The 25072-nt window shown below is 60.9% G+C and carries 24 protein-coding genes; 14 read left to right on the top strand and 10 right to left on the bottom strand.

Annotation, left to right across the window (positions count from 1 at the left end):
- The first annotated feature begins 147 nt into the window (after positions 1 to 147).
- A complete protein-coding gene (locus KO539_RS16170; protein WP_257626313.1) occupies positions 148 to 1485 on the top strand; it encodes a dicarboxylate/amino acid:cation symporter in 1338 nt (445 codons plus the stop codon).
- 234 nt (positions 1486 to 1719) lie between these two features.
- On the top strand, positions 1720 to 2130 hold the full coding sequence (locus tag KO539_RS16165; RefSeq protein WP_219310547.1) for a DoxX family protein: 411 nt from the start codon (positions 1720 to 1722) through the stop codon (positions 2128 to 2130).
- Positions 2131 to 2182: 52 nt separating this feature from the next.
- On the opposite strand, the gene KO539_RS16160 is transcribed toward KO539_RS16165, so the two are convergent.
- The gene (locus tag KO539_RS16160; protein ID WP_035818065.1) at positions 2183 to 2833 is read right to left on the bottom strand and encodes a CoA transferase subunit B; all 651 of its coding nucleotides are present in this window, start codon (positions 2831 to 2833) and stop codon (positions 2183 to 2185) included.
- Positions 2834 to 2853: 20 nt separating this feature from the next.
- Entirely contained in the window at positions 2854 to 3555 is a 702-nt protein-coding gene (locus tag KO539_RS16155; RefSeq protein ID WP_034784215.1) for a CoA transferase subunit A, read from the bottom strand.
- Between the two features lie 147 nt (positions 3556 to 3702).
- Between KO539_RS16155 and KO539_RS16150 the strand changes: the two genes are divergently transcribed.
- A complete protein-coding gene (locus tag KO539_RS16150) occupies positions 3703 to 4269 on the top strand; it encodes a LuxR C-terminal-related transcriptional regulator (protein ID WP_035818062.1) in 567 nt (188 codons plus the stop codon).
- Here the strand turns inward: KO539_RS16150 and KO539_RS16145 are convergent.
- Positions 4266 to 5042, bottom strand: a complete 777-nt coding sequence (locus tag KO539_RS16145) for an SDR family oxidoreductase (RefSeq protein ID WP_034752351.1) — start codon at positions 5040 to 5042, stop codon at positions 4266 to 4268. The two genes, KO539_RS16150 and KO539_RS16145, sit on opposite strands and share 4 nt — an antisense overlap.
- Positions 5043 to 5305: 263 nt before the next feature.
- Here KO539_RS16145 and KO539_RS16140 point away from each other — a divergent pair, with 263 nt between their 5' ends.
- The 10 genes from KO539_RS16140 (at position 5306) to KO539_RS16095 (ending at position 17629) form a co-directional block, all read left to right on the top strand.
- Complete coding sequence (locus tag KO539_RS16140; RefSeq protein ID WP_181877842.1) at positions 5306 to 6982, top strand: electron transfer flavoprotein-ubiquinone oxidoreductase; 1677 nt, start codon at positions 5306 to 5308, stop codon at positions 6980 to 6982.
- A 230-nt stretch (positions 6983 to 7212) separates the two neighbouring features.
- On the top strand, positions 7213 to 9822 hold the full coding sequence (locus KO539_RS16135; RefSeq protein ID WP_219310546.1) for a tetratricopeptide repeat protein: 2610 nt from the start codon (positions 7213 to 7215) through the stop codon (positions 9820 to 9822).
- The gene (locus KO539_RS16130) at positions 9819 to 10952 is read left to right on the top strand and encodes a DegT/DnrJ/EryC1/StrS aminotransferase family protein (protein WP_219310545.1); all 1134 of its coding nucleotides are present in this window, start codon (positions 9819 to 9821) and stop codon (positions 10950 to 10952) included. The genes KO539_RS16135 and KO539_RS16130 overlap by 4 nt, the downstream gene beginning before the upstream one ends.
- Positions 10949 to 11698: a CatB-related O-acetyltransferase gene (locus KO539_RS16125; protein WP_219310544.1), complete on the top strand. Its 750-nt coding sequence runs from the start codon at positions 10949 to 10951 to the stop codon at positions 11696 to 11698. The genes KO539_RS16130 and KO539_RS16125 overlap by 4 nt, the downstream gene beginning before the upstream one ends.
- Positions 11691 to 12284, top strand: coding sequence for an acyltransferase (locus tag KO539_RS16120; RefSeq protein WP_219310543.1), 594 nt, complete (start codon positions 11691 to 11693; stop codon positions 12282 to 12284). Before KO539_RS16125 ends, KO539_RS16120 begins: the two co-directional genes overlap by 8 nt.
- Positions 12285 to 12459: 175 nt before the next feature.
- Positions 12460 to 13311 (top strand): flagellin, encoded by an 852-nt coding sequence (locus KO539_RS16115; protein ID WP_219310542.1) that lies wholly within the window; start codon positions 12460 to 12462, stop codon positions 13309 to 13311.
- Between the two features lie 183 nt (positions 13312 to 13494).
- Entirely contained in the window at positions 13495 to 14352 is an 858-nt protein-coding gene (locus KO539_RS16110; protein WP_219310541.1) for a flagellin, read from the top strand.
- A 183-nt stretch (positions 14353 to 14535) separates the two neighbouring features.
- Entirely contained in the window at positions 14536 to 15420 is an 885-nt protein-coding gene (locus KO539_RS16105; RefSeq protein WP_219310540.1) for a flagellin, read from the top strand.
- 173 nt (positions 15421 to 15593) lie between these two features.
- The gene (locus KO539_RS16100; protein ID WP_219310539.1) at positions 15594 to 16472 is read left to right on the top strand and encodes a flagellin; all 879 of its coding nucleotides are present in this window, start codon (positions 15594 to 15596) and stop codon (positions 16470 to 16472) included.
- Between the two features lie 56 nt (positions 16473 to 16528).
- Entirely contained in the window at positions 16529 to 17629 is a 1101-nt protein-coding gene (locus KO539_RS16095) for a hypothetical protein (protein ID WP_219310538.1), read from the top strand.
- A gap of 51 nt (positions 17630 to 17680) precedes the next feature.
- Here KO539_RS16095 and KO539_RS16090 read toward each other — a convergent pair whose 3' ends face one another.
- The 7 genes from KO539_RS16090 to KO539_RS16060 form a co-directional block, all read right to left on the bottom strand.
- On the bottom strand, positions 17681 to 19768 hold the full coding sequence (locus KO539_RS16090; protein WP_035818030.1) for a flagellar biosynthesis protein FlhA: 2088 nt from the start codon (positions 19766 to 19768) through the stop codon (positions 17681 to 17683).
- Positions 19765 to 20904, bottom strand: coding sequence for a flagellar biosynthesis protein FlhB (locus KO539_RS16085; RefSeq protein ID WP_099402300.1), 1140 nt, complete (start codon positions 20902 to 20904; stop codon positions 19765 to 19767). The genes KO539_RS16090 and KO539_RS16085 overlap by 4 nt, the downstream gene beginning before the upstream one ends.
- Positions 20905 to 21041: 137 nt before the next feature.
- Complete coding sequence (locus KO539_RS16080; RefSeq protein ID WP_219310537.1) at positions 21042 to 21839, bottom strand: flagellar biosynthetic protein FliR; 798 nt, start codon at positions 21837 to 21839, stop codon at positions 21042 to 21044.
- An 11-nt stretch (positions 21840 to 21850) separates the two neighbouring features.
- On the bottom strand, positions 21851 to 22123 hold the full coding sequence (locus KO539_RS16075; protein WP_034757874.1) for a flagellar biosynthetic protein FliQ: 273 nt from the start codon (positions 22121 to 22123) through the stop codon (positions 21851 to 21853).
- Between the two features lie 3 nt (positions 22124 to 22126).
- The gene (gene fliP / locus KO539_RS16070) at positions 22127 to 22897 is read right to left on the bottom strand and encodes a flagellar type III secretion system pore protein FliP (protein ID WP_035818023.1); all 771 of its coding nucleotides are present in this window, start codon (positions 22895 to 22897) and stop codon (positions 22127 to 22129) included.
- A complete protein-coding gene (locus tag KO539_RS16065; protein WP_035818022.1) occupies positions 22894 to 23259 on the bottom strand; it encodes a FliM/FliN family flagellar motor switch protein in 366 nt (121 codons plus the stop codon). The genes fliP and KO539_RS16065 overlap by 4 nt, the downstream gene beginning before the upstream one ends.
- Position 23260: 1 nt before the next feature.
- A complete protein-coding gene (locus KO539_RS16060) occupies positions 23261 to 24139 on the bottom strand; it encodes a FliM/FliN family flagellar motor switch protein (RefSeq protein ID WP_225240935.1) in 879 nt (292 codons plus the stop codon).
- 551 nt (positions 24140 to 24690) lie between these two features.
- Here KO539_RS16060 and KO539_RS16055 point away from each other — a divergent pair.
- Positions 24691 to 25029, top strand: coding sequence for a flagellar hook-basal body complex protein FliE (locus KO539_RS16055; protein WP_034787870.1), 339 nt, complete (start codon positions 24691 to 24693; stop codon positions 25027 to 25029).
- Positions 25030 to 25072 lie beyond the last annotated feature (43 nt).

Genomic DNA, 25072 nt, shown 5'->3' with positions numbered 1-25072 from the left:
TAGCGCAGCGCGGGCAATGCTCCAAGCGCGCGCCTGAAATGCTGCGCCGCAGCACAGCACTGGCACGGTCGCCATGGCGCAATACCCGATATAGCGAAACTGCATATCTGCGGTTATCCACAATTGAGGCGGCCTGGCAATGGGCGGATGATCGCAGCATCAACCCGCAAGAGGAGACCACTCGTGAAAAAACCATTCTATAAAATCCTGTACGTACAGGTGCTGTTCGCCATTGTGGCCGGCGTGCTGCTGGGGGTGTTCTACCCTTCGAACGCCGTCGACATGAAACCGCTGGGCGACGGCTTTATCAAACTGATCAAGATGATCATCGCCCCGGTGATCTTCTGTACCGTGGTCTCCGGTATCGCCGGCATGCAGGACGTCAAGAAGATCGGCCGAGTGGGCGGCAAGGCGCTGCTGTACTTCGAAGTGGTCTCCACCTTCGCGCTGGCCATCGGCTTGCTGGTCGCCAATATCCTCAAACCGGGCGCCGGCTTCAACGCCGATCCGGCCCACCTGGACGCCAAGTCGATCGCGCAATACACGCACGCCGAAGGCATGTCGACGGTCGACTTCGTGATGAACATCATCCCGAAGACCTTCGTTGACGCCTTCGCCAAGGGCGACATCCTGCAAGTGCTGTTGATCGCCATCCTGTTCGGCTTCTCGCTGTCCCTGCTGGGCGAGCGCGGCCGTCCGGTCACCAAGCTGATCGACGACCTGTCGCATGCCATCTTCGGCATGGTCAACATCATCATGAAAGTCGCTCCGATCGGCGCGTTCGGCGCGATGGCCTTTACCATCGGTAAATACGGCCTGGCTTCGCTGATCCCGCTGGCCAAGCTGATGGGCTCGTTCTACCTGACCTGCTTCCTGTTTGTCTTCGTCGTGCTGGGCCTGATCGCCAAGTACACGGGCTTCTCCATCGGCCGCTTCCTGCTGTACATCAAGGAAGAACTGCTGATCGTGCTCGGTACCAGCTCGTCGGAATCGGCCCTGCCAGCCCTGATGAAAAAACTCGAACGCCTGGGCTGCTCCAAGCCAGTCGTCGGACTGGTCGTGCCGACCGGCTACTCGTTCAACCTGGACGGCACCAATATCTACATGACCATGGCCGCCCTGTTCGTGGCGCAAGCCACCAACACGGAACTGACCATCTGGCAGGAACTGACCATCCTCGGCGTGGCGATGCTGACGTCGAAAGGCGCCTCCGGCATCACGGGCGCCGGCTTCATCACCTTGGCCGCCACCCTGGCCGTCGTGCCGACGATTCCCGTGGCCGGCATGGCGCTGATCCTGGGCATCGACCGCTTCATGAGCGAATGCCGCGCGCTGACCAATTTTGTCGGCAACGGCGTGGCCACCATCGTCGTGTCGAAATGGGAAAAAGAACTGGACATGGACAAGCTGCACAGCGAGCTGGCCCATCCTACCCATCCCGCCGATGACGCGTTTGTTGCGCCGGCCGTAAATATCGTCAAGTAAGCGCCTCAAGCACTTGAAAAGCCCCGCGGAGCGATCCGCGGGGCTTTTTTCATTGCGCGTGGGCTATATCGCATCATCAACCAATAGTAAATCATGCATCAATATTTACCATGATGATCAATGAATCAAAAACCATTACAGTACTGTCACCTGTTCGCCGCCAGGCTCGCGCATAATGACATTGCGTTAATGCAAGCCTGACACCGAACCATCCACCTTTGAATGGAGTACGTCATGTCCCTCTCGCCCGCCTTTTACGCCACCTGGAGCCCACGTTTGCTGGGCCTGCTGCGCATCATCCTCGGTTTCCTCTTCCTGCAACACGGCACGGCCAAGCTGTTCGGCGCGCCGCACGTGGCCATGTTCGATGGCTTGCAACTGTTTTCCGTGATGGGCGCGGCCGGCGTCATCGAACTGGTCGGCGGTACCTTGCTGCTGGTTGGCCTGTTCACGCGCCCCGTCGCTTTCATCCTGTCGGGCCAGATGGCGGCCGCCTATTTCATGGCGCATGCGCCAGCAGGTTTCCTGCCGATCCTGAACGGCGGCGAAATGGCCGTGATGTACTGCTTCACCTTCCTGTATTTCGCAGCAGCGGGCGCCGGCGCCTACAGCCTGGACGGGCTGCGCGGCAAGGCGGCCGCATAAAAAAGGGCGGACATCGCTGTCCGCCCTGCTTTCATACGACGATCCGCCGAGCTTACACGGCGGAGACGTCCAGCTCAGCGCCCGTGGCCGCCTGCACTTGTTCCTTGGTCACGCCCGGCGCCAGCTCCACCAGCTTCAAGCCGTTTTCCGTCACATCGATCACGCCCAGGTCGCTGATGATGACGTCGACCACGCCCACGCCCGTCAGCGGCAAGTCGCACTGCTTCAGCAGCTTGTGCGACGTCGTGCCATCCTTGGCCGTGGCCACGTGTTCCATCAGCACGACCACGCGCTTGACGCCGGCAACCAGGTCCATCGCGCCGCCCATGCCCTTGACCATTTTGCCTGGAATCATCCAGTTTGCCAGGTCGCCCTTTTCCGACACTTGCATGGCGCCCAGGATGGCCAGGTTGATCTTGCCGCCGCGGATCATGCCAAACGAATCGGCCGAGCTGAAGTAGGCGGCGCCGGGCAAGGCCGTCACCGTCTGTTTGCCCGCGTTGATCAGGTCGGCATCGACTTCCGCATCGGTGGGGAACGGGCCGATGCCCAGCAAGCCGTTTTCCGACTGCAGGAATACTTCGATGTTCTCCGGCACATAGTTGGCCACCAGGGTCGGCAAGCCGATGCCCAGGTTCACATAAAAGCCATCCTGCAATTCCTTTGCCGCGCGCGCGGCCATCTCATCTCTCGTCCAAGCCATAATAATCTCCGTATTCTGTTTTATGCTTCAGTGCGCACGGTGCGCTGCTCGATGCGTTTTTCCGGGTTCGCGTTGACCACGATGCGGTGCACGAAGATGCTCGGCGTGTGGACCTGGTCCGGGTCGATCTCGCCCACTTCCACCAGTTTTTCCACTTCGACGATGGTGATCTTGCCGGCCATGGCCACGTTCGGGTTGAAATTGCGCGCCGTCTTGCGGTAGACCAAATTGCCTGCACGGTCGGCCATGTAGGCTTTGACCAGCGACACGTCGGCCACGAGGCTGCGCTCCATCACGTATTGCTCGCCGTCGAATTCGCGCAGTTCCTTGCCGTCGGCAACGATGGTGCCCACGCCCGTCTTGGTGAAGAAGGCGGGAATGCCGGCGCCGCCGGCGCGCAGTTTTTCAGCCAGAGTGCCTTGCGGCGTGAATTCCAGTTCCAGTTCGCCGGCCAGGTACTGGCGCGCGAATTCCTTGTTTTCACCCACGTAGGAGGCGATCATTTTCTTGATCTGGCGCGTGGTCAAGAGCTGGCCCAGGCCGAAGCCGTCCACGCCGGCGTTATTCGAAATGGCCGTCAGGCCCGTCACGCCCGAATCGCGCAAGGCGCCGATCAGGGCTTCGGGAATGCCGCACAGGCCGAAGCCGCCGACGGCGATGGTCTGGCCATCTTGGACGATACCGGCCAGCGCCGAGGCGGCGTCAGGATAAACTTTATTCATGGGTGTCCCTCTATCTTTTGTTAAGCTTTGGTCTTGAGTCCATGACTCAGGCAGCGACTCAGCATAAAATACGCGAGTGGAAAGTACAATACCGTAGAACTACCGGCGCCGTGCCGGCAATCCCCCTGTGAGAGTGATACGTATCAGATGAACGCCGCGTCAGCCATCGATTATGAAAGCATCTTCCTGCACGCGCCCGTGGGCATGTGCATGTCGGAAAACCGTATCATGCGCAGCTGCAACGAAGCGCTGGCAGCCATGTTCGGCTATGCGCGCGCCCAGCTCGACGACCAGTCCTTCGAAGTACTCTACCCCACGCACGACGAATTCCTGCGCACGGGTGACCGCATCATCCCCATCATGAACGCCAAAGGGCGCTATTCGGACGAGCGCATCATGCGCCGCAGTAATGGGGAATTGTTCTGGTGCCACGTCACGGGCCACGCCATGCTGCCGAACAAACCGCTGGGAGCGGGCATCTGGACGTTCGAGGATGTCAGCGAGAAACGTCCCGTGACGGCCGAACTGACCCCGCGCGAGCGCGAAATCGCCGCCCTGCTGGTGGAAGGCAAGACCAGCAAGGTCATCGCCCGCCAGATCGACCTCAGCCCCCGCACGGTGGAAATGCACCGCGCCAAGCTGATGCGCAAGTTCGCCGCATCGACGTCGTCGGAACTCGTGCACAAGCTGGTGGGGCTGCAGTTGCAGCGTTAGAAGGTACTCATTCCACCGTCTGCGGAAATGATGGCGCCGTTGATGAAATGCGAATCCTCGCCCGCCAGCAGCAGCAACAGGCCGTCGAGGTCTTCCGGCTTGCCCGGACGTTTATTCGGCAGCATTTCGATCAGCTTCTTGCCCTGCTCGGTGGCGAAGTAATCTTCATTGATTTCCGTGGAAATATAGCCAGGACAGATGGCGTTGGTGTTGATGCCATATTTCCCCCACTCCACCGCCATGGCGCGCGTCATGTGCACCATGCCCGCCTTGCTCATGCAATACACGCCGATCTGCGGCAGCACCTGCAAGCCCGCCATCGAGGCGATATTGATGATGCGGTGCTGTTTCTTCGGGTCGCCCTTGGCGCGCGCGATCATGCGCTTGGCCGTTTGCTGGGCCACGAAGAACGATCCGCGCAGGTTGGTGTCCATCACGAACGAGTAATCTTCGGGCGTGACGTCGACCAGACGTTGCGTGGTGGAGACACCGGAATTGTTGACGAGGATATCGATGGGGCCAGCTTCCGTTTCCGCATGCGCGATGGCCGACTTGATGCTGGCGAAGTCGGTCACGTCGAGCGACACCACGTGCGCGGCGCCGCCGTCCGCTTCGATTTCGGCGCGCAACTCCTTCAGGCGTTCGGTGCGGCGCGACGCCAGCACGACCTGTGCGCCGGCCTGGGCCAGCACTTTCGCAAAGCGCGCGCCGAGGCCGCTCGATGCGCCGGTAATCAGGGCAATCTTGCCCTCGAAATTGACTTCTATGCCCACGAGCTACTCCTGTTTTATTTTAGATAACACTTTACGCCGTGCCGATGGCGCAGGGGCAAAATACCCTGCGCCGCACTTGAGCAAAGGTAAACGCCATCATTACACAAAATGGCCGGATTTAGATTGCGGCGAGGGGCAATGTCACGCAAAATGGCGCCAAAGTTGCAATCCTCGCCAAAAACAAGCACACTCGTGCTTAAATTTCCCCGATGATGCTTTATTCCCTATCCTTGCTACCTATTTAGTTACTAACAATCGAGACCATGACACAGCCTAATAACTTAGTTGAACAGTACGGACCGCGCGAAACCATGGAGTATGACGTGGTGATCGTCGGCGGTGGCCCCGCAGGCTTGGCCGCGGCGATCCGCCTGAAGCAGCTGGCCGCTGAAAAGAGCCAGGAAGTGTCCGTCTGCGTGCTGGAAAAAGGCGGCGAACTGGGCGCGCATATCCTGTCGGGCGCCATCATGGACCCGAAAGCTTTGAGCGAACTGATTCCGAACTGGAAAGAACTGGGCGCGCCCCTGAACACGGAAGTGACGGAAGACCGCATCTTGTTCCTGACCGAAACGAAAGCGTATAAAACGCCGGGCTTCGCCGTGCCGGCCTGCTTTGAAAACCACGGCAATTACATCGTCTCGCTCGGCAATGTGGTGCGCTGGATGGGCCAGCAGGCGGAAAACCTGGGCGTGGAAATCTTCCCGGGCTTCCCTGCCGCGGAAATCCTCTACAACGACGACGGCTCCGTGAAAGGCGTGGCGACCGGCAACATGGGCGTCAAGCGCGACGGCGAACCGGGCCCCGACTTCCAGCTGGGCATGGAATTGCACGCCAAGTACACCTTGTTCGCCGAAGGCGCGCGCGGTCACCTGGGCAAGCAATTGATGGCCAAGTATGACTTGAACGCCGGCAAGGACCCGCAGTCGTACGGTATCGGCATCAAGGAATTGTGGGAAATCGACCCGGCCCAGCACAAGCCGGGCCTGGTGATCCACTCGAGCGGCTGGCCGCTGGACACGAAAACCTACGGCGGCTCCTTCCTGTACCACCTGGAAAACAACCAGGTGATGGTCGGCTATGTGGTGGGCCTCAATTACGAGAACCCCTACCTGTCGCCGTACGAGGAATTCCAGCGCTATAAAACGCATCCGGAAATCCGCAAGTTCTTCGAAGGCGGCAAGCGCATCTCCTACGGCGCGCGCGCGATTGCGGCCGGCGGCCTGCAATCGTTGCCGAAACTGGTGTTTGCCGGCGGCGCGCTGATCGGCTGCGATGCGGGCTTCCTGAACATGAGCCGCATCAAGGGCAGCCACGCGGCCATCAAGAGCGGCATGCTGGCGGCGGACGCGGCCTTCGGCGCGCTGGGCGAACAGCGCCAGCACGATGAACTGACGAGCTATCCTGTTGCTTTCGAGAAATCGTGGCTGCATGAAGAGCTGCACGTGGCGCGCAACGTCAAGCCATGGCTGTCGAAGGGCCTGTACCTGGGCAGCCTGATGACGGGCATCGACCAGCTGATCTTCCGCGGCAAGGCGCCGTGGACCCTGCACCACTCGCATGGCGACCACGAATGCCTGAAACCGGCCGCCCAGTCGAAAAAGATCGTGTATCCGAAACCCGATGGCAAGCTGACTTTCGACAAAATGTCGTCCGTGTTCATCTCGAACACGAACCACGCGGAAGACCAGCCGATCCACCTGACGTTGAAGAACGCCAGCGTGCCCGTCGACGTCAACCTGGCCACGTATGCGGGTCCGGAAGCGCGTTACTGTCCCGCCGGCGTGTACGAATTCGTGAAGAACGACGACGGCGCCGAACGCCTGCAGATCAATGCGCAGAACTGTGTGCACTGCAAGACCTGCGACATCAAGGACCCGACGCAGAACATCGTGTGGGTGACACCGGAAGGCGGCGGCGGGCCGAATTATCCGAATATGTAACTGCAAGGCATCGCAGCACCGGCTGAGAATCGGCCAGAACAGCGCGCTCCCGTCCGGCAGTGCGCTGTTTTTTTGTCAGAAGGATCAGAATTGCCCGCACTTTGGACTAACTGCAACAGCAAGTGCACATTCGGGCAGCGTGCGTCAACAAATTCCCCTCGGAAAGTTTCTCACGGGCACTGTCACCAGTTACAATTCCCGTTGCTAAACATTTCTGCCCGCCCCAGCCCATGCACCCGACCCTCCCTCCCGCAGTCTCCCCCGACACCGAATTACAGCTGGCCATCGCTGAACACCAAGCAGGGCATTTTGCCGAGGCGGAAGAAATCTACCTGTCGATCCTGCAGGCCCAGCCCTACCATGCCATCGCCAACCACAACCTGGGTTTGCTGGCCGGGCAAGTAGGCCAGCATGTGGCCGGCTTGCCGTATTTGCGCAAGGCGCTGTCCGTCGCCCCGGACGAGGGCCAGTTCTGGCTATCTTATGCGCAGGGCTTGCTGCAGGCGGGACAGCCCGACGAAGCGCTCGACATCGTCGACACCGCCATCGCCCGCGGCCTCGACAATGCTGCCTCGCAAGCGCTGCGCCAGCAGGCGCGGGAGGCGGTCGCGCTGGCGGCCCTGTCGCCGTCGCAGCCGGAAATGGACCACATCGTGCAGTTGTACCAGGCGGGCCAGCATGAACAGATGGAAGCGGCCTGCCGGCAATTGCTGGAAATCTATCCAGACTCGCCATTCGGCTGGAGCGTGCTGGGGACGGCCCTGCAGGTGCAAGGCAAGGATGCTCTGGCCACGCTGCAGCGGACGGTGGAACTGGCGCCGCACGATGCGCAGGCGCATGGACACTTGGGCAATGCCTGGCAAACGGCCGGGAAACTGGATGCAGCCCGCGACTGCTATCTGCGGGCGCTCGAAATCGAGCCGGCGTTTGCCGAGGCGCACTGCAACCTGGGTAACCTGCTCCAGGCGGAAAACAGGCTGGACGAGGCTGTGGCGAGCTACCGCCGCGCCCTGGCCTTGAAGCCAGACTACGCGCTGGCGACGTTTAATCTGGGCAATGCGCTGCTGCGCCAGAAACAGTTTGGTGCCGCTGCCGACAGCTTTCGCGCCGCCACCCTTGCATTACCGGACGACGCGGAGGTGCATAACCGGCTGGGCCAGGCGCTGCACGAGGACAGGAATGTACAGGACGCCGTGCGCAGCTTCCAGCGCGCGCTGCAGATCAAACCCGATTACCGGGCGGCACGGAACAATCTGGTCGCCGCCTACCTGGTGCTGAAACAGTATCAGGATGTATTGACGTGCCTGAACACGGCGCTGGAATCCGAGCCAGATGATGAAGAATTATATTTTCATTTGGGTAATATCATGCGCACCATGGGCAAAAGCAAGGAAGCGCTGGCCGCGTTCCGGCGCGCTCTGGAAATCAAGCCCGACTACGCGGCGGCAGAAATCAACCTGTGCTCGCTGCTCCACGCCGAAGGCCATCTGGAGGAAGCCATTGCCAGCGGCTACCGCGCGCGGGCAGTGGCGCCGCACATTCCGGAGAGCCACAGCGCGCTGTTATTTTGCCTCAGCCATAGCGTCGATATCGACGCCCAAAGCCTGTTTGACGAGCATTGCCGCTTCGGTGATGCCTTCGACCGCCCTTCCACGGACGAGACAGCGGAGGGCCACGTTTTCTGCAACGACAACGATCCCGCGCGGCGCATCAGGGTGGGCTTTGTCTCGGGCGACTTCAATTCGCACGTGGTGTCCAACTTCGTCGTGCCCGTGGTGGCGCACCTGAGCGCCAGCCCCGGCCTGAGCCTGTACGCCTATTACAACAATACGCTGGAAGACGCCGTCACGCAGCGCCTGCGCGGCTATTTCCCCCATTGGCAAAACATCATCGAGGTGAGCGACAGCAGCTTGCAGGAAAAGATCCGGGAAGACGGCATCGACATCCTGGTCGACCTGTCCAGCCATACGGCCTTCAACCGCCTGACGGCCTTAGGCCGCAAACTGGCGCCGATTCAGGTCAGCTGGATCGCCTATCCCGGCACAACGGGCCTGAAAACCATGGATTACTATCTGACCGATCCGCAATTCGACGTCGATGAAAAGTACTTCACGGAAAAAGTCGTGCTACTGCCTGCCAGCGTGCCCTTCCTGCCATCGTCCGACTCCCCGGAACTGGTCCGCGCACCAGCGCTGGGCAACGGCTACCTGACCTTCGGCAGCTTCAATCGGCTCAGCAAGCTCAATCCAGGCGTCATCGCTCGCTGGGCAAAGCTGCTGCGAGCCCTTCCAGAAGCGAAAATGCATCTTGCTGCCATGCAAAAAGACAGCGATATCGCCACCTTGCAAGCCTGGTTCGCGCAAGAAGGCATCGCCGCCGACCGCCTGACTTTCCACGGCCGCACCCACCTGAGCGGCTACCTGGCCCTGCACCAGCAAATCGACGTCTGCCTCGACACCTTCCCGTACACGGGCGGCACCACCACGCTGCATGCGCTATGGATGGGCGTGCCCACGCTGACGCTCAAGGGTACAAGCGTACCGAGCCATGCCGGCGCCTGCATCTTGCAGCATGTGGGTCTCGACGCCTTCATCACGACCGACGACGAGGATTTCCTCCGCAAGGGAATATTCCTATCTAGCAACATCATGCAACTGGCCGTTCTGCGCGCAGACTTGCGCAACCGCATGCAAGTGTCGGCGCTGGCCGACTCGCGGGCCATTGCACACAATATGGAACAGGCGTTCCGCACCATGTGGCAGCGCTGGTGCAGCGGCTTGCCGCCGGCATCGTTCGCCATTGCGCCAGGCGACACCTGCAAGCAGGTGATGCCATCATGAGCGACAAGAAGCCGATTTACGTCACGCAGCCGCTTATGCCGGATTTGCAAGACTTCCTGCCATATCTGGAAGATATCTGGAAAAATAAAATCCTCACCAACGGCGGCCCGTTCCACCAGCAACTGGAACAGGCTTTGTGCGACTATCTGGGCGTCAAGCACATCTGCCTGTTTACCAATGGGACGCTGGCACTGATCACGGCCCTGCAAGCGCTGCGCATCACCGGCGAAGTGATCACCACGCCCTACTCCTTCGTCGCCACCGCCCACTCGCTGCTCTGGAATGGCATCAAGCCCATTTTTGTCGATATCGACCCGCTGAGCCTGAATATGGATCCCGCCAGGATCGAGGCAGCCATCACGCCGCACACCACCGCCATCATGCCGGTGCACTGCTATGGCCGTCCCTGCGAGGTGGAACGCATCGAAAAAATCGCCGACAACTATGGCTTGAAAGTCATCTACGACGCGGCGCATGCGTTCGGCGTGCGCCACAAGGGCAGCAGCGTGCTCAATTGCGGCGACCTGTCCGTGCTGAGTTTTCACGCCACGAAAATTTTCAATACCTTTGAAGGTGGCGCGATCGTCTGCCCCGACGCCAAGACCAAGCAGCGCATCGACCATCTGAAAAATTTCGGCTTCGTCGACGAAGTGACGGTGGTGGCACCCGGCATCAACGGCAAGATGAGCGAGATCAACGCCGCATTCGGCCTCCTGCAATTGAAGGGCATCGACGCGGCACGGCTGCAGCGGCGCGCCATCGATGCCCGTTACCGGGAACGGCTGGCGGCCATCGCCGGCATCGACTGCCTGCCGGCTGGCGAAGAGGAATCGGCCAACCATTCCTACTTCCCCATTCTCGTCAAGGAAGCCTACGGCACCAGCCGCGACGCACTGTTCCAGCTGCTGCGGGACCAAGATATCTACGCGCGCCGCTATTTCTATCCGCTCATCAGCGACTTCCCCATGTACCGCAGCATGCCGACCGCCGCCCACAGCAATCTGCCGAACGCGCTGCAGGCATCGCGGCAAATCATCTGCCTGCCCATCTATCCCGGCCTGGGCCTCGATCAGGTCGATGCCATCTGCGCCATCATCGAGCGGCATGCACAGGCCGGCCTGATTCCATGAATATTTCCACAGACACCGACTTTTTCGGCACCATCGACGACCATCGCTGGGCGGCACAATTTACCGTGCTGTCCTACAAGGACGGCGGACAGACCCTGATACCGCATGGCTTTTTCCGTAACTGGCTGGGCAATGAGCCGGACTTCGGGCGATTTACCATCGGCCGCTGTTCCGGCATCGGCATCGGTTCGCAAGCCAAATACGATTCGACCGCGCAGCACCTGCAAATCGGGCGCTACGTTTCCGGCGGCGCGAATCTGCGCTTCATCCTCAACGGCCAGCACGACATGCGCACCATTTCGACGTATCTTCTGGCATTGGGCGGCATGGGCCTGGAAAACAGCCCGATTCCCCAATATGCCGATACGGTCATCAAGAACGATGTGTGGATCGGCGACGAGGCGATGATATTGGGCGGCGCGGTCATCGAGAATGGCTGCGTCATCGGTGCGCGCACGCTGGTGCCGCCCAATTTCCGCAGCGAACCCTACGGCATTTACGCAGGGACGCCCGCGCGCCTGCTGCGCTTCCGCTTCAGCGAGGAAGTGCGCGCAGCCCTGCTGGCGCTGGCCTGGTGGGAACTGCCGCTGAGCTGGATACGCGAGAATAACGCGCATTTCCTGCAAAACATGACGGCCGACGACGGCGAGGCGCTGCGCGTCATTGCCGAACTGGCAGAAAGCAAGCGCCGCCACCTGGAAGCCGGCGCCCGCGCCGCACACCCGCACAAGGATGACCATGTCTGAACTTTTCAATCCCGGCTATTACACCGAAGAAGACTTGCACGGCGCGGGGTTTCGCAGCCTCGGCCACAACGTGCGCATCGCCAGGAACTGCGTCATCATCGGCATCGACAATATCGCGATCGGCAACAACGTGCGCATCGATGGCTATAGCACCCTGGTGGCGGCAGGTGGCCATATCCGCATCGGCAGCTACGTTCACATTGGCGGCGGCTGCTTTCTCTCCGGCGGCGCCGGCATCACGCTGGAAGACTACGTCGGCTTGTCGCAAGGCGTGCGCCTGTACAGCAGGACCGACGACTACAGCGGAGCGAGCATGACCAACCCCACCGTGCCGGCGGAATTTACAAACTGCAAAAGCGGTGCCGTCCACCTGGGCAGGCACGTCATCATCGGCTCGGGCAGCGTGGTGCTGCCCGGCGCACAGCTTGGCGAAGGCGTCGCCGTTGGCGCGCTCAGCCTGGTCACCAAGTCGCTGCCGGCATGGGGAATCTATGCGGGCACACCCGCGAAGCGGATCAAAAGCCGCGACCGGGGTTTGTTAATTGCAGAAGAGCAATTGCGCGCGCGGGACGCGATAAAAAAATAGTTAAAAGTATATCTTTTGACATTATTTCAATGACAACTAAATTCATCGCGGGTTCAGGGCAAGATAAAAAATATTTCCATGTAGCATTTAATGCATAAGTAAAAATGGCCGCCTTGTGCTTGTGAGAGCAGAAAAATAGCGCGTCTCGCTGAATATATCCTACAGGAGCAATACAATGCTGAGCCTTCACACCAACAACGCATCGCTGTCCGCGCAAAACTCGATCGCCAAGACCCAATCGCAACTGTCGACCTCGATGACCCGCCTGAGCACCGGCTACCGCATCAACTCGGCCATGGACGACGCTGCCGGCCTGCAGATCGCTACCCGCCTGAAAGCCCAGACCAGCGGCATGACGGTCGCCATGAGCAACACGCAAAACAGCACCTCGATGCTGCAAACGGCCGAAGGCGCGTTCGCTGAAGTCACCAACATGCTGGTGCGCATGAAGGATCTGGCCACGCAAGCTGCCGATGCTTCGTCGAACACTGCCGATAAGGGCGCCATGCAAGCCGAGTACGACGCGCTGGGCCTGGAATTGTCCAACGTGATGAACAACACCACCTTCGGCGGCCAGGCTCTGCTGACCGGCGGCACGATTACCAACCCCATGACGTTCCAGATCGGCGCCGCGAAATCGGAAACCATGTCGATCGACCTGTCCGTCTCGATGGGTAGCGTTGGCACCGCACTGGGTTCGGCCACCGCCAACTTCACCGGCACCGCCGGCGGCACGGAACTGAAAACCCTGGCCAACGCAACCATCGGCAGCCTGGTGGCAGCCATCGACAGCGTCAGTGTGGTACGTTCGGCACTGGGTGCCGCCGCCAACCGCCTGGACCACGTCAACAGCAACCTGTCGAACATCTCGACCAACACCAAGGCCGCTACCGGCCGCATCATGGACGTCGATTTCGCCACCGAAAGCTCGAACATGACGTCGTCGCAAATGCTGCTGCAAGCCGGCACCGCGATGCTGAAACAAAGCAACAGCATGTCCTCGATGGTCATGTCCCTGCTGCAATAATCACTGGCGCCTGGCGCCACATGAAAGCCCCGGCAAGCGATTGCCGGGGCTTTTTTCATGGCGGCGCGCCAGATAAAAAATTTCCATGTGGAATTTAATGAAAGGCGCGTACTTGTCGCCTTGTAGGGATGAGGGCAAGAAATCACCTGCCGCTCGACGAATTCACTTACCAGGAGCAATACAATGCTGAGCCTTCATACCAACAACGCATCGCTGTCCGCACAAAACTCGATCGCCAAGACCCAATCGCAACTGTCGACCTCGATGACCCGCCTGTCCACCGGCTACCGCATCAACTCGGCCATGGACGACGCTGCCGGCCTGCAGATCGCCACCCGCCTGAAAGCCCAGACCAGCGGCATGACGGTCGCCATGAGCAACACGCAAAACAGCACCTCGCTGCTGCAAACGGCCGAAGGCGCCTTCGCTGAAGTCACCAACATGCTGGTGCGCATGAAGGATCTGGCCACGCAAGCTGCCGATGCCTCGTCGAACACGGCCGACAAAGGCGCCATGCAGGCAGAATACGACGCGCTGGGCCTGGAACTGGGTAACGTGATGAAAAACACGACATTCGGCGGACAAGCGTTGTTGACGGGCGGCACCATTGCCGCCGCCGCCGGCATGACTTTCCAGATCGGCGCGGCCGCATCGGAAACTATGACCATCAAGCTGGATACCGCAATGGCCAGCGTTGCCACCAGCCTGACCAGCGCCAGCGTCAATCATAACGCAGCGGCAACAGGTACCGAACTGAGCGCTTCGGCAAATGCCGCCATCGGCAGCCTGGCAGCAGCCATCGACAGCGTCAGCGTCGTGCGCTCGGCCTTGGGCGCCGCCGCCAACCGCCTCGACCACGTCAACAGCAACCTGTCGAACATCTCGACCAACACCAAGGCCGCTACCGGCCGCATCATGGACGTTGATTTCGCCACCGAAAGTTCGAACATGACATCGTCGCAAATGCTGCTGCAAGCCGGCACCGCGATGCTGAAACAAAGCAACAGCATGTCCTCGATGGTCATGTCCCTGCTGCAGTAATCACTGGCGCCTGGCGCCACATGAAAGCCCCGGCAAGCGATTGCCGGGGCTTTTTTCATGGCGGCGCGCCAGATAAAAAATTTCCATGTGGAATTTAATGAAATACGCGCCCATGTCGCCTTGTAGGGGTGAGGGCAAGAAATTACCTGCCGCTCGACGAATTTACTTACCAGGAGCAATACAATGCTGAGCCTTCACACCAATAACGCATCGCTGTCCGCACAAAACTCGATCGCCAAGACCCAATCGCAACTGTCGACCTCGATGACCCGCCTGTCCACCGGCTACCGCATCAACTCGGCTATGGACGACGCTGCCGGCCTGCAGATCGCCACCCGCCTGAAAGCCCAGACCAGCGGCATGACGGTCGCCATGAGCAACACGCAAAACAGCACCTCTTTACTGCAAACGGCTGAAGGCGCGTTCGGCGAAGTCACCAACATGCTGGTGCGCATGAAGGATCTGGCCACGCAAGCTGCCGATGCCTCGTCGAACACGGCCGACAAGGGCGCCATGCAAGCTGAATACGACGCACTGAGCCTGGAACTGTACAACGTGATGACGAACACCACGTTCGGCGGCGAAAAATTGCTGGGTAAAGGCACGACTGGTAACGGCACCCTGTCGGAAGCCAAAATGACGTTCCAGATCGGCGCCGCAAAATCGGAAACCATGGACTTCACCGTGCAAACCGACATGGCTGCACTCGATGGCTTGCTGACAGGCGCTTCCGCCAAGAACTTCCTGGCTGTCAGTACCGGCGTCGGCGACGAACTGACCGCAGCCGGCAAAGCAAACACCACCATCGGCAACCTGGCCACCATCATCGACAAGGTCAGCACCGTGCGTTCGGCCCTGGGTGCTGCAGCCAATCGCCTCGACCACGTCAACAGCAACCTGTCGAACATCGCCACCAACACCAAAGCCGCTACCGGCCGCATCATGGACGTCGATTTCGCCACCGAAAGCTCGAACATGACGTCGTCGCAAATGCTGCTGCAAGCCGGCACCGCGATGCTGAAACAAAGCAACAGCATGTCCTCGATGGTCATGTCCTTGCTGCAATAATCTTTGCCTGGCCGTCCGCGGCCAGCAACGCCAAGCCAGACCGCGGTCTGGCTTTTTTTATGCGCAAAACGTATTTATTTGACTATATTGCCTTTCGATTTAACAATACTGGCGCCGTAGTCGCCTATACAAGATAGACCCGACTCACCCTCACCGCCCACCGGAGCCGCCACGTGCTGAGCATTCACACCAATATCGCCGCAATGTACGCCCAAAGCGCCGCAGCCAGTGCGCAAAGCCGTCTGTCGACGTCGATGATGCGCCTCTCCACCGGCTTTCGCATCAACTCGGCCATGGACGACGCTGCGGGCCTGCAGATCGCCACGCGGCTCAGCGCCCAGGTCAGCGGCATGACGGTGGCCATGCGCAATACGCAGAACAGCACCTCGATGCTGCAGACGGCCGAAGGCGCGTTTGGCGAAGTCACCGACATGCTGGTACGCATGAAAGACCTGGCCACGCAGGCGGCCGACGCCTCCTCCAACCAGACCGACCGCGACGCCATGCAGGCCGAGTACGATGCGCTGGGGCTCGAGCTGTACAACGTCTTGACCAACACCTCCTACGGCGGCAGCCTGCTGCTGGGCAATGGTGGTGTCGGCAAGGGCACGCTGTCGGAGGCGATGACCTTCCAGATCGGCGCCAGCAGCAGCGAAACCATGGACTTCGACGTGTCGGGCAAGATGGGCAGCCTGGACACGATACTGAAAGCCATTTCCGCCAACTTTGCCGCCACCGGCACGGCCGGCAGCGAGATCGGCACGAATGGGAGCGCCAACAGCATGATCGACCAGCTGGCGGCAGCGCTCGACCAGGTCGGCGGCGTGCGCTCTGCCCTGGGCGCGGCGGCCAACCGCCTCGACCACGTGCACAACAACCTGGCCAACATGGTCACCAACACCAAGGCCGCCATCGGCCGCATCATGGATGTCGATTACGCGGCGGAAAGCGCCAACATGGTGTCGGCGCAAATGCTGATGCAGGCCAGCACGGCGATGCTCAAGCAAAGCCAGAGCATGCAGAAAATGATACTGTCGCTGTTGCAGCCATGATGGCTGATACCGCCTGATTCACCGGCTTTTATAGACCTTCATCTGGACACAGTGGCATGGCGATAGACCGCATTTCATCGGGCAACCCGGTTCCCCTGATAACCCAGCGCTTCGACGTCAGCCCCGCTACGCCGATGGTGCCGGGCGTGGTCCAGCCGCTGGTGCCCATCGGCCCCTACATGGCGCCCGCCCCCGACGCCGGCACCCTGCCCGCCCAGCTGCAGCAGAAGGGACAGGACAGCCTGGCGTCCCTCATCAAGCCCAATGCCGACGGCACGGGCGGCGCCATGCCGCGCGACAGCAGCGCCATGCAGGTCAATCAACTATTCTTCACGCGCCAGCTGGTCTGGCAGCCGCCCGACGCGGCGCAGCTGGCCGCCTCGTGGCGCGTGATGGTCAAAACGTATGGCGAGCAATACGCGGCGCTGCAGGAGCAGGCGCGCGGCCAGCACGTGCCGGGCAATCTGTTCATGGCTGAGCAGCAACCGGCCCTGCTGCGCGAAGGCGCCCGTCCGCCGTTGACGGTCGACAGCGAAGCGTGGCGCTTTGCCGTGTATGGCTGGGGCGGCCAGCGCCTGCTGCTGCGCGTGCTGGCCAGCGACGAAGACGAAGAAGCAACACCGAGGCGGCGCGGCAAGGTGGCGCTGCGCGTCGAGCTGATCATCATCGGCATCGGCCGGGTCGTGATCCAGATGGAGCCGTCCGGCGACGGCGTGCTGCTGGAACTGGCTGCCGACGAGGAAGCGGCATTGCGCCATTTGCGCCTGGCCCTGCCCGAGATCGCCGACGCCGTGCGGCGCGCCGGCCTGCGCGTGGTGCGCTGCCGCCTGAACCGCCAGCTGCATGCGCAGCGCGTGCACGGCAATTACCCGATGCAGGCGGGCGCCGCGTCGCTGTCGCTGGCCCTGTTCCGCGCCATGGCCGAAGTGGCCCTGCTGCTGACGCGGCCCGAAGCGGAAGCGGCAGCCGATCCGGAGGCGCCTGCAGAGGCGCCCGCGGCCGAGCCGGAGGAAGAAATCATCGTCTCGAAGGAAGTGGCGGCGCCGCTCGGTTACGACTATGGCGACGAAGAAGACACGGCGCAAGCCAGCACCGTGCTGCTGCTGGCCGATGGCCAGGAACACGAGCTACTGCCACCCATCGACGAGCAGGATTGATCCAGCACAAAAAAAACGGCGCCCGAAGCGCCGTTTTTGTTAGTCCATCGATTACCCCACCGTGCCGATGATGCTCACTTCGCGGTTTTCCGGGATCTCGTTATACGACAGCACGTGCAGGCCCGGCGCGAACAGGCGCGCGTAGCGGGCCAGCAGCGGACGGATCTGCGGCAGCACCAGCAACAATGGCGGCGTGGCCTGCTGCTTCATCTGTTCGCGCGCCACCGGCATGTTCACTTGCAGCTGCGACAGCAGGTGCGGGTCGATCGGATAATTATCGAGGGTCACCTTGCCCGACTGGCGCGCCTGGTTCAGCGAACCGAGCAGCATGTTTTCCAGCTCGCCACCCAAGTTAAACGCCTGCATTTCCATCTTCTGGCCAAACAGGCCGCTGACGATCTGGCGCCGCAGCGCACAGCGCACTTCGGCCGCCAGCAGGATCGGATCCTTGGTCGTTTCCGAACTGTCGAGCAAGGTGGTGGCGATGGGCACGATATCCTTCAGCGACACATTTTCCGCCAGCAAGACGCGGAACACGCGCAGCAGCTGCGTGTGCGTCAGCGCCTTGTCCAGCGCGCCGGCCAGCTTGGGCGACAGAGCCGTCAGTCGCTCCATCATGTTCGAGACATCTTCGTGGCGGAACAGTTCCGGCAAGTATTCGCGCACCATCTTCGACAAGTGCGTGGCGATCACGCTGGGCGCCTCGATGACCTGGTAGCCGAGGCCAAGCGCATGCGCCTTCTCGCTCGGCTCAATCCACGTCACGGGCATGCCGTAGGCCGGCTCGATGCCGGGAATGCCGTCCAGCTGGCCATACACGTTCGGCGACGGGATCGCCATCAGGCGGTCGGCTTGCACCTCCGCCTGCGCCACGACGGTGCCCGACAGCACGATCGCGTATTGCGACGGCTTCAGGGCCAGGTCGTCGCGCACGCCGATATTCGGCAGCAGCAAGCCCATCGCCTCGGACAGGCTCTGGCGCACGCCCTTGACGCGCTTGTTCAATGGCTCGCCTTGCGTTTTATCCACCATGCCGACCAGTTTATAGCCGAGCATCACCATCAGCGGCTGCACGGCAGGCAGTTGCTGCCACTCCAGTTCGGCCGGACGCTCGTCGCGCAAGGCCGCCTCGATGGCCGCCATGCCGGCCGCATCGGGACCCTTCACGCGCTTGGTCAATCGCCAGGCGACAAACGCCAGCACGCCGGCGAAGGTCATGAACATAAACCATGGCATGCCTGGAATCAGGGCCAGCGCCACCATCATGCCGGCCGCGCTGTAGATCACCGTTGGCGAGGTCAGCACCTGGCCTGCCACTTGCTGTTCGAAGTCGCCCGAATCGCTGATGCGGGTGACCAGGATGGCGGCCGCGGCCGACAGCAGCAGCGCCGGAATCTGCGCCACCAGGCCATCACCGATGGTCAGCAGTGCGTATTGACGGAAGGCATCGCCGAACGACAAGTCGTGCATCAGCGAGCCGATGGCCACGCCGCCGACCATATTGATGATCAAAATCAGGATACTGGCAACGGCGTCGCCGCGCACGAACTTCGACGCGCCGTCCATGGCGCCATAGAAATCCGCTTCGGCAGCCACGTCCTTGCGGCGGATCTGGGCTTTTTCCTGATTGATCAGGCCGGCGTTCAGGTCGGCGTCGATGGCCATCTGCTTGCCCGGCAAGGCGTCGAGGGTAAAGCGCGCCGACACCTCGGATATACGCTCGGCGCCCTTGGTGACGACGGCGAAGTTGATGATCATCAAGATCACGAAGACCACGATACCGACGACGAAGTTGCCGCCGATCACCACGTTACCAAACGCCTCGATCACCTTACCGGCCGCATCCGCGCCCGTGTGACCGTGCAGCAGCACCACGCGCGTCGACGCCACGTTCAGGGTCAGCCTGAGCATGGTGGTGGCCAGGATCACCGTCGGGAAGACGGAGAAATCGAGCGGCCGCTTGGCCGACACGCTGACGAGGATGACGATCAGTGCCAGCACGATATTGAAAGTGAACAAGATATCGAGCAGCACCGGCGGCAGCGGCAGGATGATCATTGCCAGGATCACCAGCAGGAACAGCGGCGTGGCGAACTTGTGGCGGCGCATTTCAGCAACCACGCGGTTCAGGAAATTCATGAAGGGACTACCTCGCTCAGATGAGATGGCACGGCCATCTCGGTGGGTAATACGGGCTGGGCGGCACGCTGCCCGGACCGGAATGCTTTCAATTGCAGGATGTAGTTCAGCACCTGCGACACGGCCTGGTACAGCTGCACGGGAATCTGCTGCTGCACCTGGCTGGTGTTGTAGATGGCGCGCGCCAGCGGCGGCAACTCCAGCGTTTCAATATTGTGTTCCTTCGCCACTTGCCGGATATACAGCGCCATCTCGTCGACGCCCTTGGCAACGACGAACGGCGCCTCGGCGCGGTCCTGGTCATACTTCAGTGCGACGGCGTAATGCTCGGGGTTGACGATCACCACGTCGGCGTCGGGCACGGTCTTGCGCACGCTGCGCCGGCCGATCTGCTGCTGCAACTGGCGGATGCGCTGGCGCACTTCGGGGCGGCCTTCGCTGCTTTTATGCTCTTCCTTGACATCCTGCTTGCTCATGCGCTGGTTGCGGGCAAAGAAAAACGCCTGCGCCGGCACGTCGATGATGGCAAACAGGACGAAGACGGAAATGAGCGCCATCAGGCCGTCGAGCATCAGCGCCGAGCCGTCGAGCATGGCCTGCTGCAGGGGCCGGTGTTGCAAGTCCACGTATTGCACCAGGCTGGAGCGGCTCACATGCACCAGCACCATGCCCAGCACGGCAGCCTTGGCGATCGACAAGCCGAATTCAAAAGCATGCTTGGGCGCAAACAGACGGCCCAGATTCTTGGCCGGGCTCAGACGCTCCATCTTCGGCATCCAGTTCTTCGAGCTGATGACCCAGCCGCCGGGAATCAGGGAACCAAGCACAACAAACAGAGGCACGCAGAACAGCGGCACGATCATCTTGATCAGCAAGCCCACCGACGTCGTAAACGCCATCGACATGGCATTTTCCAGTGCGCCCTTGCTGTCGAGCGGCATGAAGGCCATGGCGAACAGCTCGCGAAAGCTCACCAGATAGCCTGGCAGCAGGTAAATGAAAACCTTCATGCTGATCAGGATGCCCAGCGCCGTCGACAGGTCGCGCGAACGCACCACCTGCCCTTCCTGGCGCGACTTCTTCAGCTTTTGCTGTGACGCCTTTTCGGTCTTGTCGCCGGTGCTGCTATCCGCCATGCGCCACCCCTTTCCGCACGTGCCCTACAAGCGTAGCGAGCAAGTTCAATGCCGGGTTGAGTAGCGCAGCTGTACGGAGGTACAGCGAGCAACGGATGCCCGGAAGTGGACTGCGCAGTAGCTTGTTGGTACGTGCGCTATCCATGGGCCACCCGCATCTGTTCGGCGATCATATCGAGCACCCGGTTCGTCATGGCGATGTAGTGCTCCGGGATAAAGCGCACGATCTGCCCCAGCATCAGCAGGCCGAACACGGTGATCATGGAAAAGCCCAGCGAAAACAGGTTCAGCGACGGCGCCACGCGGTTCAGGAAGCCGAAACCCAGTTGCACCACCATGGTGGAAAAGACGATGGGCAAGGCCAGCAGCATGGCGGCGGCGAAAATCCACGCCACGTTGTACGCCACCGTCTGCAGCAGCAGCGGCCCGTAGCCCTGCCCCACGGGCCAGGCCGTGAAGCTGGCGCCGATCACGCCCGTCAGCACGAGGTGGCCGTCGATGGCGAAAAACACGATCATGCACATGATGGTGAGCATCCCCGTGATCACGTCCGACGAGGTGCCATTGAGCGGGTCGTTCATGACGGCCATGGAAAAGCCGACCTGGCTCGACACCAGGTAGCCGAGCACCGACATGACGGACATGGCGAAGTGGAAGGCCAGGCCCAGGACGAAGCCGATGATGGCTTGCTCCAGGGTGGCGACGAGGGCGTGCAGCGAAAACGGATCGATCTTCAGCAAGTCCTGCGACACGCCCGAGGCCTGCATCACGGGCAGCATCAGGATCGCCAGCACCAGCGACAGCAGCACCCGCACGGGGACGGGCACCATGGCGTCGCCGATCACGGGCGAGGCGCTGAGCATGGCCAGGATGCGGCAGAACGGCCACCACACGGCCAGCAGAAACGGCAGCACCTGATTGAAAATCTGATCCATGGCGCGCGGCGCTATCCGACCAGGGTGGCGGCGCGCTGAAAGATGGACACGCAATAATCCATCAGATAACCGGCCATCCAGCGTCCGGCCAGGATCAGGGCCAGCAGGGTGACCAGCAGGCGCGGCAGGAAACTCATGGTCTGTTCATTGATCGAGGTGGCCGCCTGCACCAGCGCGACCAGCAGGCCCATGAGCAAACCCGGCACGACCAGGATCACCACCAGCAGCATGACGACATGCAATGCTTCGATGATCAGGTCGACGGCGACTTCAGGGGTAAACATCGGTCAATAGCCCTGTATGCTGGTAACTAGGGTGTTGACGGTCAGGGTCCAGCCGTCGACCAGGACGAACAGCAGCAGCTTGAACGGCAGCGAAATGACGAGCGGCGAGAGCATCATCATGCCCATGGCCATCAGCACGGACGCCACCACCAGATCGATGATGAGGAACGGTATGAACAGCATGCAGCCGATCTGGAACGCCGTCTTCAGTTCGGACAGCACGAACGCGGCCAGCTTGACCGTGAAACTATGGTCTTGCGGGCGCATGCTTGCCGGTTCGCCTGCCAGGTGCGCGATCTGCGCCAGCGCCGCCTTGCTCGTCTGCGCCAGCATGAAGCGCGAAATCGGCACTTCGGCGATCTTCAGCGCTTCCTGCATACCGATCTGGTCGCGGTCGTACGGCACGAACGCTTCCTTCCACACCTGGTCGCCGATGGGGCGCATGACCAGCAAGGTGAGGATCAGGGCGATGCCGGTGACGATGCGGTTGGGCAAGCCCTGCTGCAGGCCCAGGGCCTGGCGCAGCAGGGACAGCACAATGACGAAGCGGGTAAAGCTGGTCATCATCATGACCATCACGGGCAGCAGCCCGAGCAGGGTCATGACGACGAGGATCTGCATCTTGACCGACAGGTCGGTCTTCGCGCCCGGCACCACGCCGGCCAATAAATCCTGCGCGCCAGCGGTGGCGCAGCACAGCATCAGGACGGGAACAGCCAGCGCGGCAGCCAGCGCGCCGCGGCGCCGGCTCAAACCGGGTACCGCCAGCTTCATGCTGTCATCAGGTCGAGATTGAGGCCGTCGAGGTCGATGACTTTCAGGCCATAGTTCTCGCCGGCCACCACCACTTCGGCACGGCCGATCGGCGTGCCGTTGACCTTGATCACCAGCGGTTCGCCGGCCAGCATGTCGAGTTCGATCACGCTTTCCGGGCCGATGGCCATCAACTCTTCCAGCGAGATGCGGGCCGAGCCCACTTCCAGGGTCAGGGTGACGGGAATCTTGCGCATCATCTGCGGAATGTCGCGCCGCGCGCGGCCGCTGGCCACGTCGGACACATCGCCCTGCTCGATGATCATGTCATCGCCCAGGTCTTCCAGCAGGGTTTCGCTCTGGTTGGTATCGGTCATATTCATATTATTCGACATCTTCAAAGGAGGTTAAACAGAGCTTGCCCTTGTGTTCGGAAACAGCAGCTGTAAATAAACGGGAGTCGTCGAGCATGACGTCGGTACGGCTGAGGCTGACGGGAATCACGTCGCCCACGCGCAGGTCGAACAAGGCGCCCAATTGCACCTGTTTGCTGACGAGGCGGCCTTCCAGGGTCACTTGCAGGCGCGACGCGAGCGGACGCACGCTGCCGCGCAGGGCCTTCTTCGCTTGCGCGCGCTCGGGCAGCAAGCCGCGCAGCACGTCGGCCATCAGACGCTTGTCCAGCGAGAACCAGAACTGGCCGCTCTGCCCCGCCTCGACGTCGCTGAGCGCCACGGTGACGATCCAGCTGCCGCGCACCGGATGCACGCCCGACTGCACGGCGACCTCGGCACTGGTGTCGATGTCGCTGCTTTTGCCCAGGGTTTGCAGATTCTTGTGGACGCGGGAAATCAAACTGTTGACCAACTGTTGTCCCAGCACCACAGCGAGGCGCTCTTCCGTGGCCGTCACGCGCACCTGCGCCGGATCGGGCAACGCGCCCTTGGCGCCGGCACTACCATAGCGATAGTTCAGCACGCTCAAGAGTATCTGCCGCTCGAGGGCAAAGCCCGTCTGGCTGGCCGGCGTGGAAAAACTCAGCCAGCGGTTCACGCTGTCCTCGTTTTCCACGCGCGACAAGGTGACGGCGTCGATCTGGAAATTGCCCCAGTAGCGACGGCTCATCGGCTGGCGCAGGGCCACGGCCAGGTCGTCGCGCAGCTGGGCGCCGAATACATGCAGCAAATGGACAGGACGTCCAAGCAGACAGGAATCGAGGACTTGATGGCGCACAGTTTGATCTGTCTTGGTAAGGATTGTCATGTAGTGGTCATGTCGGTATTGCGGTGGCAGAACAAATTATACGGATCGCCCGAAATTAAATACAGCATCATCTTGACCCAGGGTACTGGTCCGCAAGCAAACGATTGCGCATCGTATCGCATGCTAGATGACTACGGTGCTGAACAATACATGAAAAAGCTAAATATTGCCATGTATCAATATTCCTTGAGGCAATCCTCTCTTTACTTTATAGTTGCCGCGAGGTAAGCTTATAGCGAGAAAATAGTGATTTGCAGTGCGCCATTCCGCTTACCTGATTCCGGTTTTTATGGCAGTTTTCAGTTTCCTTATTGCCGCCAGAAGAAACTTTTATCAGATAATTATTAGTTGTCATGGCCATGTAAATCATATCGGCGCGGGTCTGCCGGGTTTGTTTGAATCTGCTTGAGCGGATGGTGTGGCAACTGATAAAACTGATGGGCCCTGTCATTCGGGCCGGGCGCGATGGCATTCAATGAAATGCCTGCCGGAATGGCAACACCAGTAATTTCTGATTGATACGTCACCGCATATTGAAAGTAGAGGGCACGATGAGCAACGAACTCGCAGGTCTGATCAAGGCCGATCTGGCAGCACTGAGCAACGACGCGCGCGCCCTGGGCGCCAGCATCGCGCCTGCCGCCCAATTCGGCGCCCCGGAACAATCGGGCTTCTCCTTTGCGCAAAGCATGAAAGACGCCATTGGCAAGGTCAACGGCGACGACCGCATGGCGGCGCAGAAAATGAGCGACGTCGACAGCGGCAAGAGCGACGACATGGTCGGCGCCATGCTGGCCAGCCAGGAAGCGAGCCTGTCCTTCTCCATGTTGATGCAAGTGCGCAACAAGGTCATGGGCGCCGTCGACGAACTCATCAAACTGCCTCTGTAATCTTCACGTCCTGAACCACGCCCAGCCTCCCAGCGAAAGTTAT

The sequence above is a fragment of the Janthinobacterium sp. NKUCC06_STL genome, from assembly GCF_019345455.1.
Taxonomy (GTDB): domain Bacteria; phylum Pseudomonadota; class Gammaproteobacteria; order Burkholderiales; family Burkholderiaceae_D; genus Janthinobacterium; species Janthinobacterium rivuli.
Note: the sequence above shows the minus strand (reverse complement) of the source record. Positions and strands in the feature narration are given on the sequence as shown.

Coding starts and splice junctions, on each gene's coding strand:
- KO539_RS16125 (WP_219310544.1), top strand. CDS start 10,949: ATGAATATTTCCACAGACACCGACTTTTTCGGCACCATCGACGACCAT.
- KO539_RS16105 (WP_219310540.1), top strand. CDS start 14,536: ATGCTGAGCCTTCACACCAATAACGCATCGCTGTCCGCACAAAACTCG.
- fliP (WP_035818023.1), bottom strand. CDS start 22,897: ATGAAGCTGGCGGTACCCGGTTTGAGCCGGCGCCGCGGCGCGCTGGCT.
- KO539_RS16090 (WP_035818030.1), bottom strand. CDS start 19,768: ATGAATTTCCTGAACCGCGTGGTTGCTGAAATGCGCCGCCACAAGTTC.
- KO539_RS16150 (WP_035818062.1), top strand. CDS start 3,703: ATGAACGCCGCGTCAGCCATCGATTATGAAAGCATCTTCCTGCACGCG.
- KO539_RS16160 (WP_035818065.1), bottom strand. CDS start 2,833: ATGGCTTGGACGAGAGATGAGATGGCCGCGCGCGCGGCAAAGGAATTG.
- KO539_RS16130 (WP_219310545.1), top strand. CDS start 9,819: ATGAGCGACAAGAAGCCGATTTACGTCACGCAGCCGCTTATGCCGGAT.
- KO539_RS16110 (WP_219310541.1), top strand. CDS start 13,495: ATGCTGAGCCTTCATACCAACAACGCATCGCTGTCCGCACAAAACTCG.
- KO539_RS16065 (WP_035818022.1), bottom strand. CDS start 23,259: ATGAATATGACCGATACCAACCAGAGCGAAACCCTGCTGGAAGACCTG.
- KO539_RS16170 (WP_257626313.1), top strand. CDS start 148: ATGATCGCAGCATCAACCCGCAAGAGGAGACCACTCGTGAAAAAACCA.
- KO539_RS16120 (WP_219310543.1), top strand. CDS start 11,691: ATGTCTGAACTTTTCAATCCCGGCTATTACACCGAAGAAGACTTGCAC.
- KO539_RS16075 (WP_034757874.1), bottom strand. CDS start 22,123: ATGTTTACCCCTGAAGTCGCCGTCGACCTGATCATCGAAGCATTGCAT.
- KO539_RS16165 (WP_219310547.1), top strand. CDS start 1,720: ATGTCCCTCTCGCCCGCCTTTTACGCCACCTGGAGCCCACGTTTGCTG.
- KO539_RS16085 (WP_099402300.1), bottom strand. CDS start 20,904: ATGGCGGATAGCAGCACCGGCGACAAGACCGAAAAGGCGTCACAGCAA.
- KO539_RS16140 (WP_181877842.1), top strand. CDS start 5,306: ATGACACAGCCTAATAACTTAGTTGAACAGTACGGACCGCGCGAAACC.
- KO539_RS16095 (WP_219310538.1), top strand. CDS start 16,529: ATGGCGATAGACCGCATTTCATCGGGCAACCCGGTTCCCCTGATAACC.
- KO539_RS16080 (WP_219310537.1), bottom strand. CDS start 21,839: ATGGATCAGATTTTCAATCAGGTGCTGCCGTTTCTGCTGGCCGTGTGG.
- KO539_RS16055 (WP_034787870.1), top strand. CDS start 24,691: ATGAGCAACGAACTCGCAGGTCTGATCAAGGCCGATCTGGCAGCACTG.
- KO539_RS16115 (WP_219310542.1), top strand. CDS start 12,460: ATGCTGAGCCTTCACACCAACAACGCATCGCTGTCCGCGCAAAACTCG.
- KO539_RS16060 (WP_225240935.1), bottom strand. CDS start 24,139: ATGACAATCCTTACCAAGACAGATCAAACTGTGCGCCATCAAGTCCTC.
- KO539_RS16155 (WP_034784215.1), bottom strand. CDS start 3,555: ATGAATAAAGTTTATCCTGACGCCGCCTCGGCGCTGGCCGGTATCGTC.
- KO539_RS16135 (WP_219310546.1), top strand. CDS start 7,213: ATGCACCCGACCCTCCCTCCCGCAGTCTCCCCCGACACCGAATTACAG.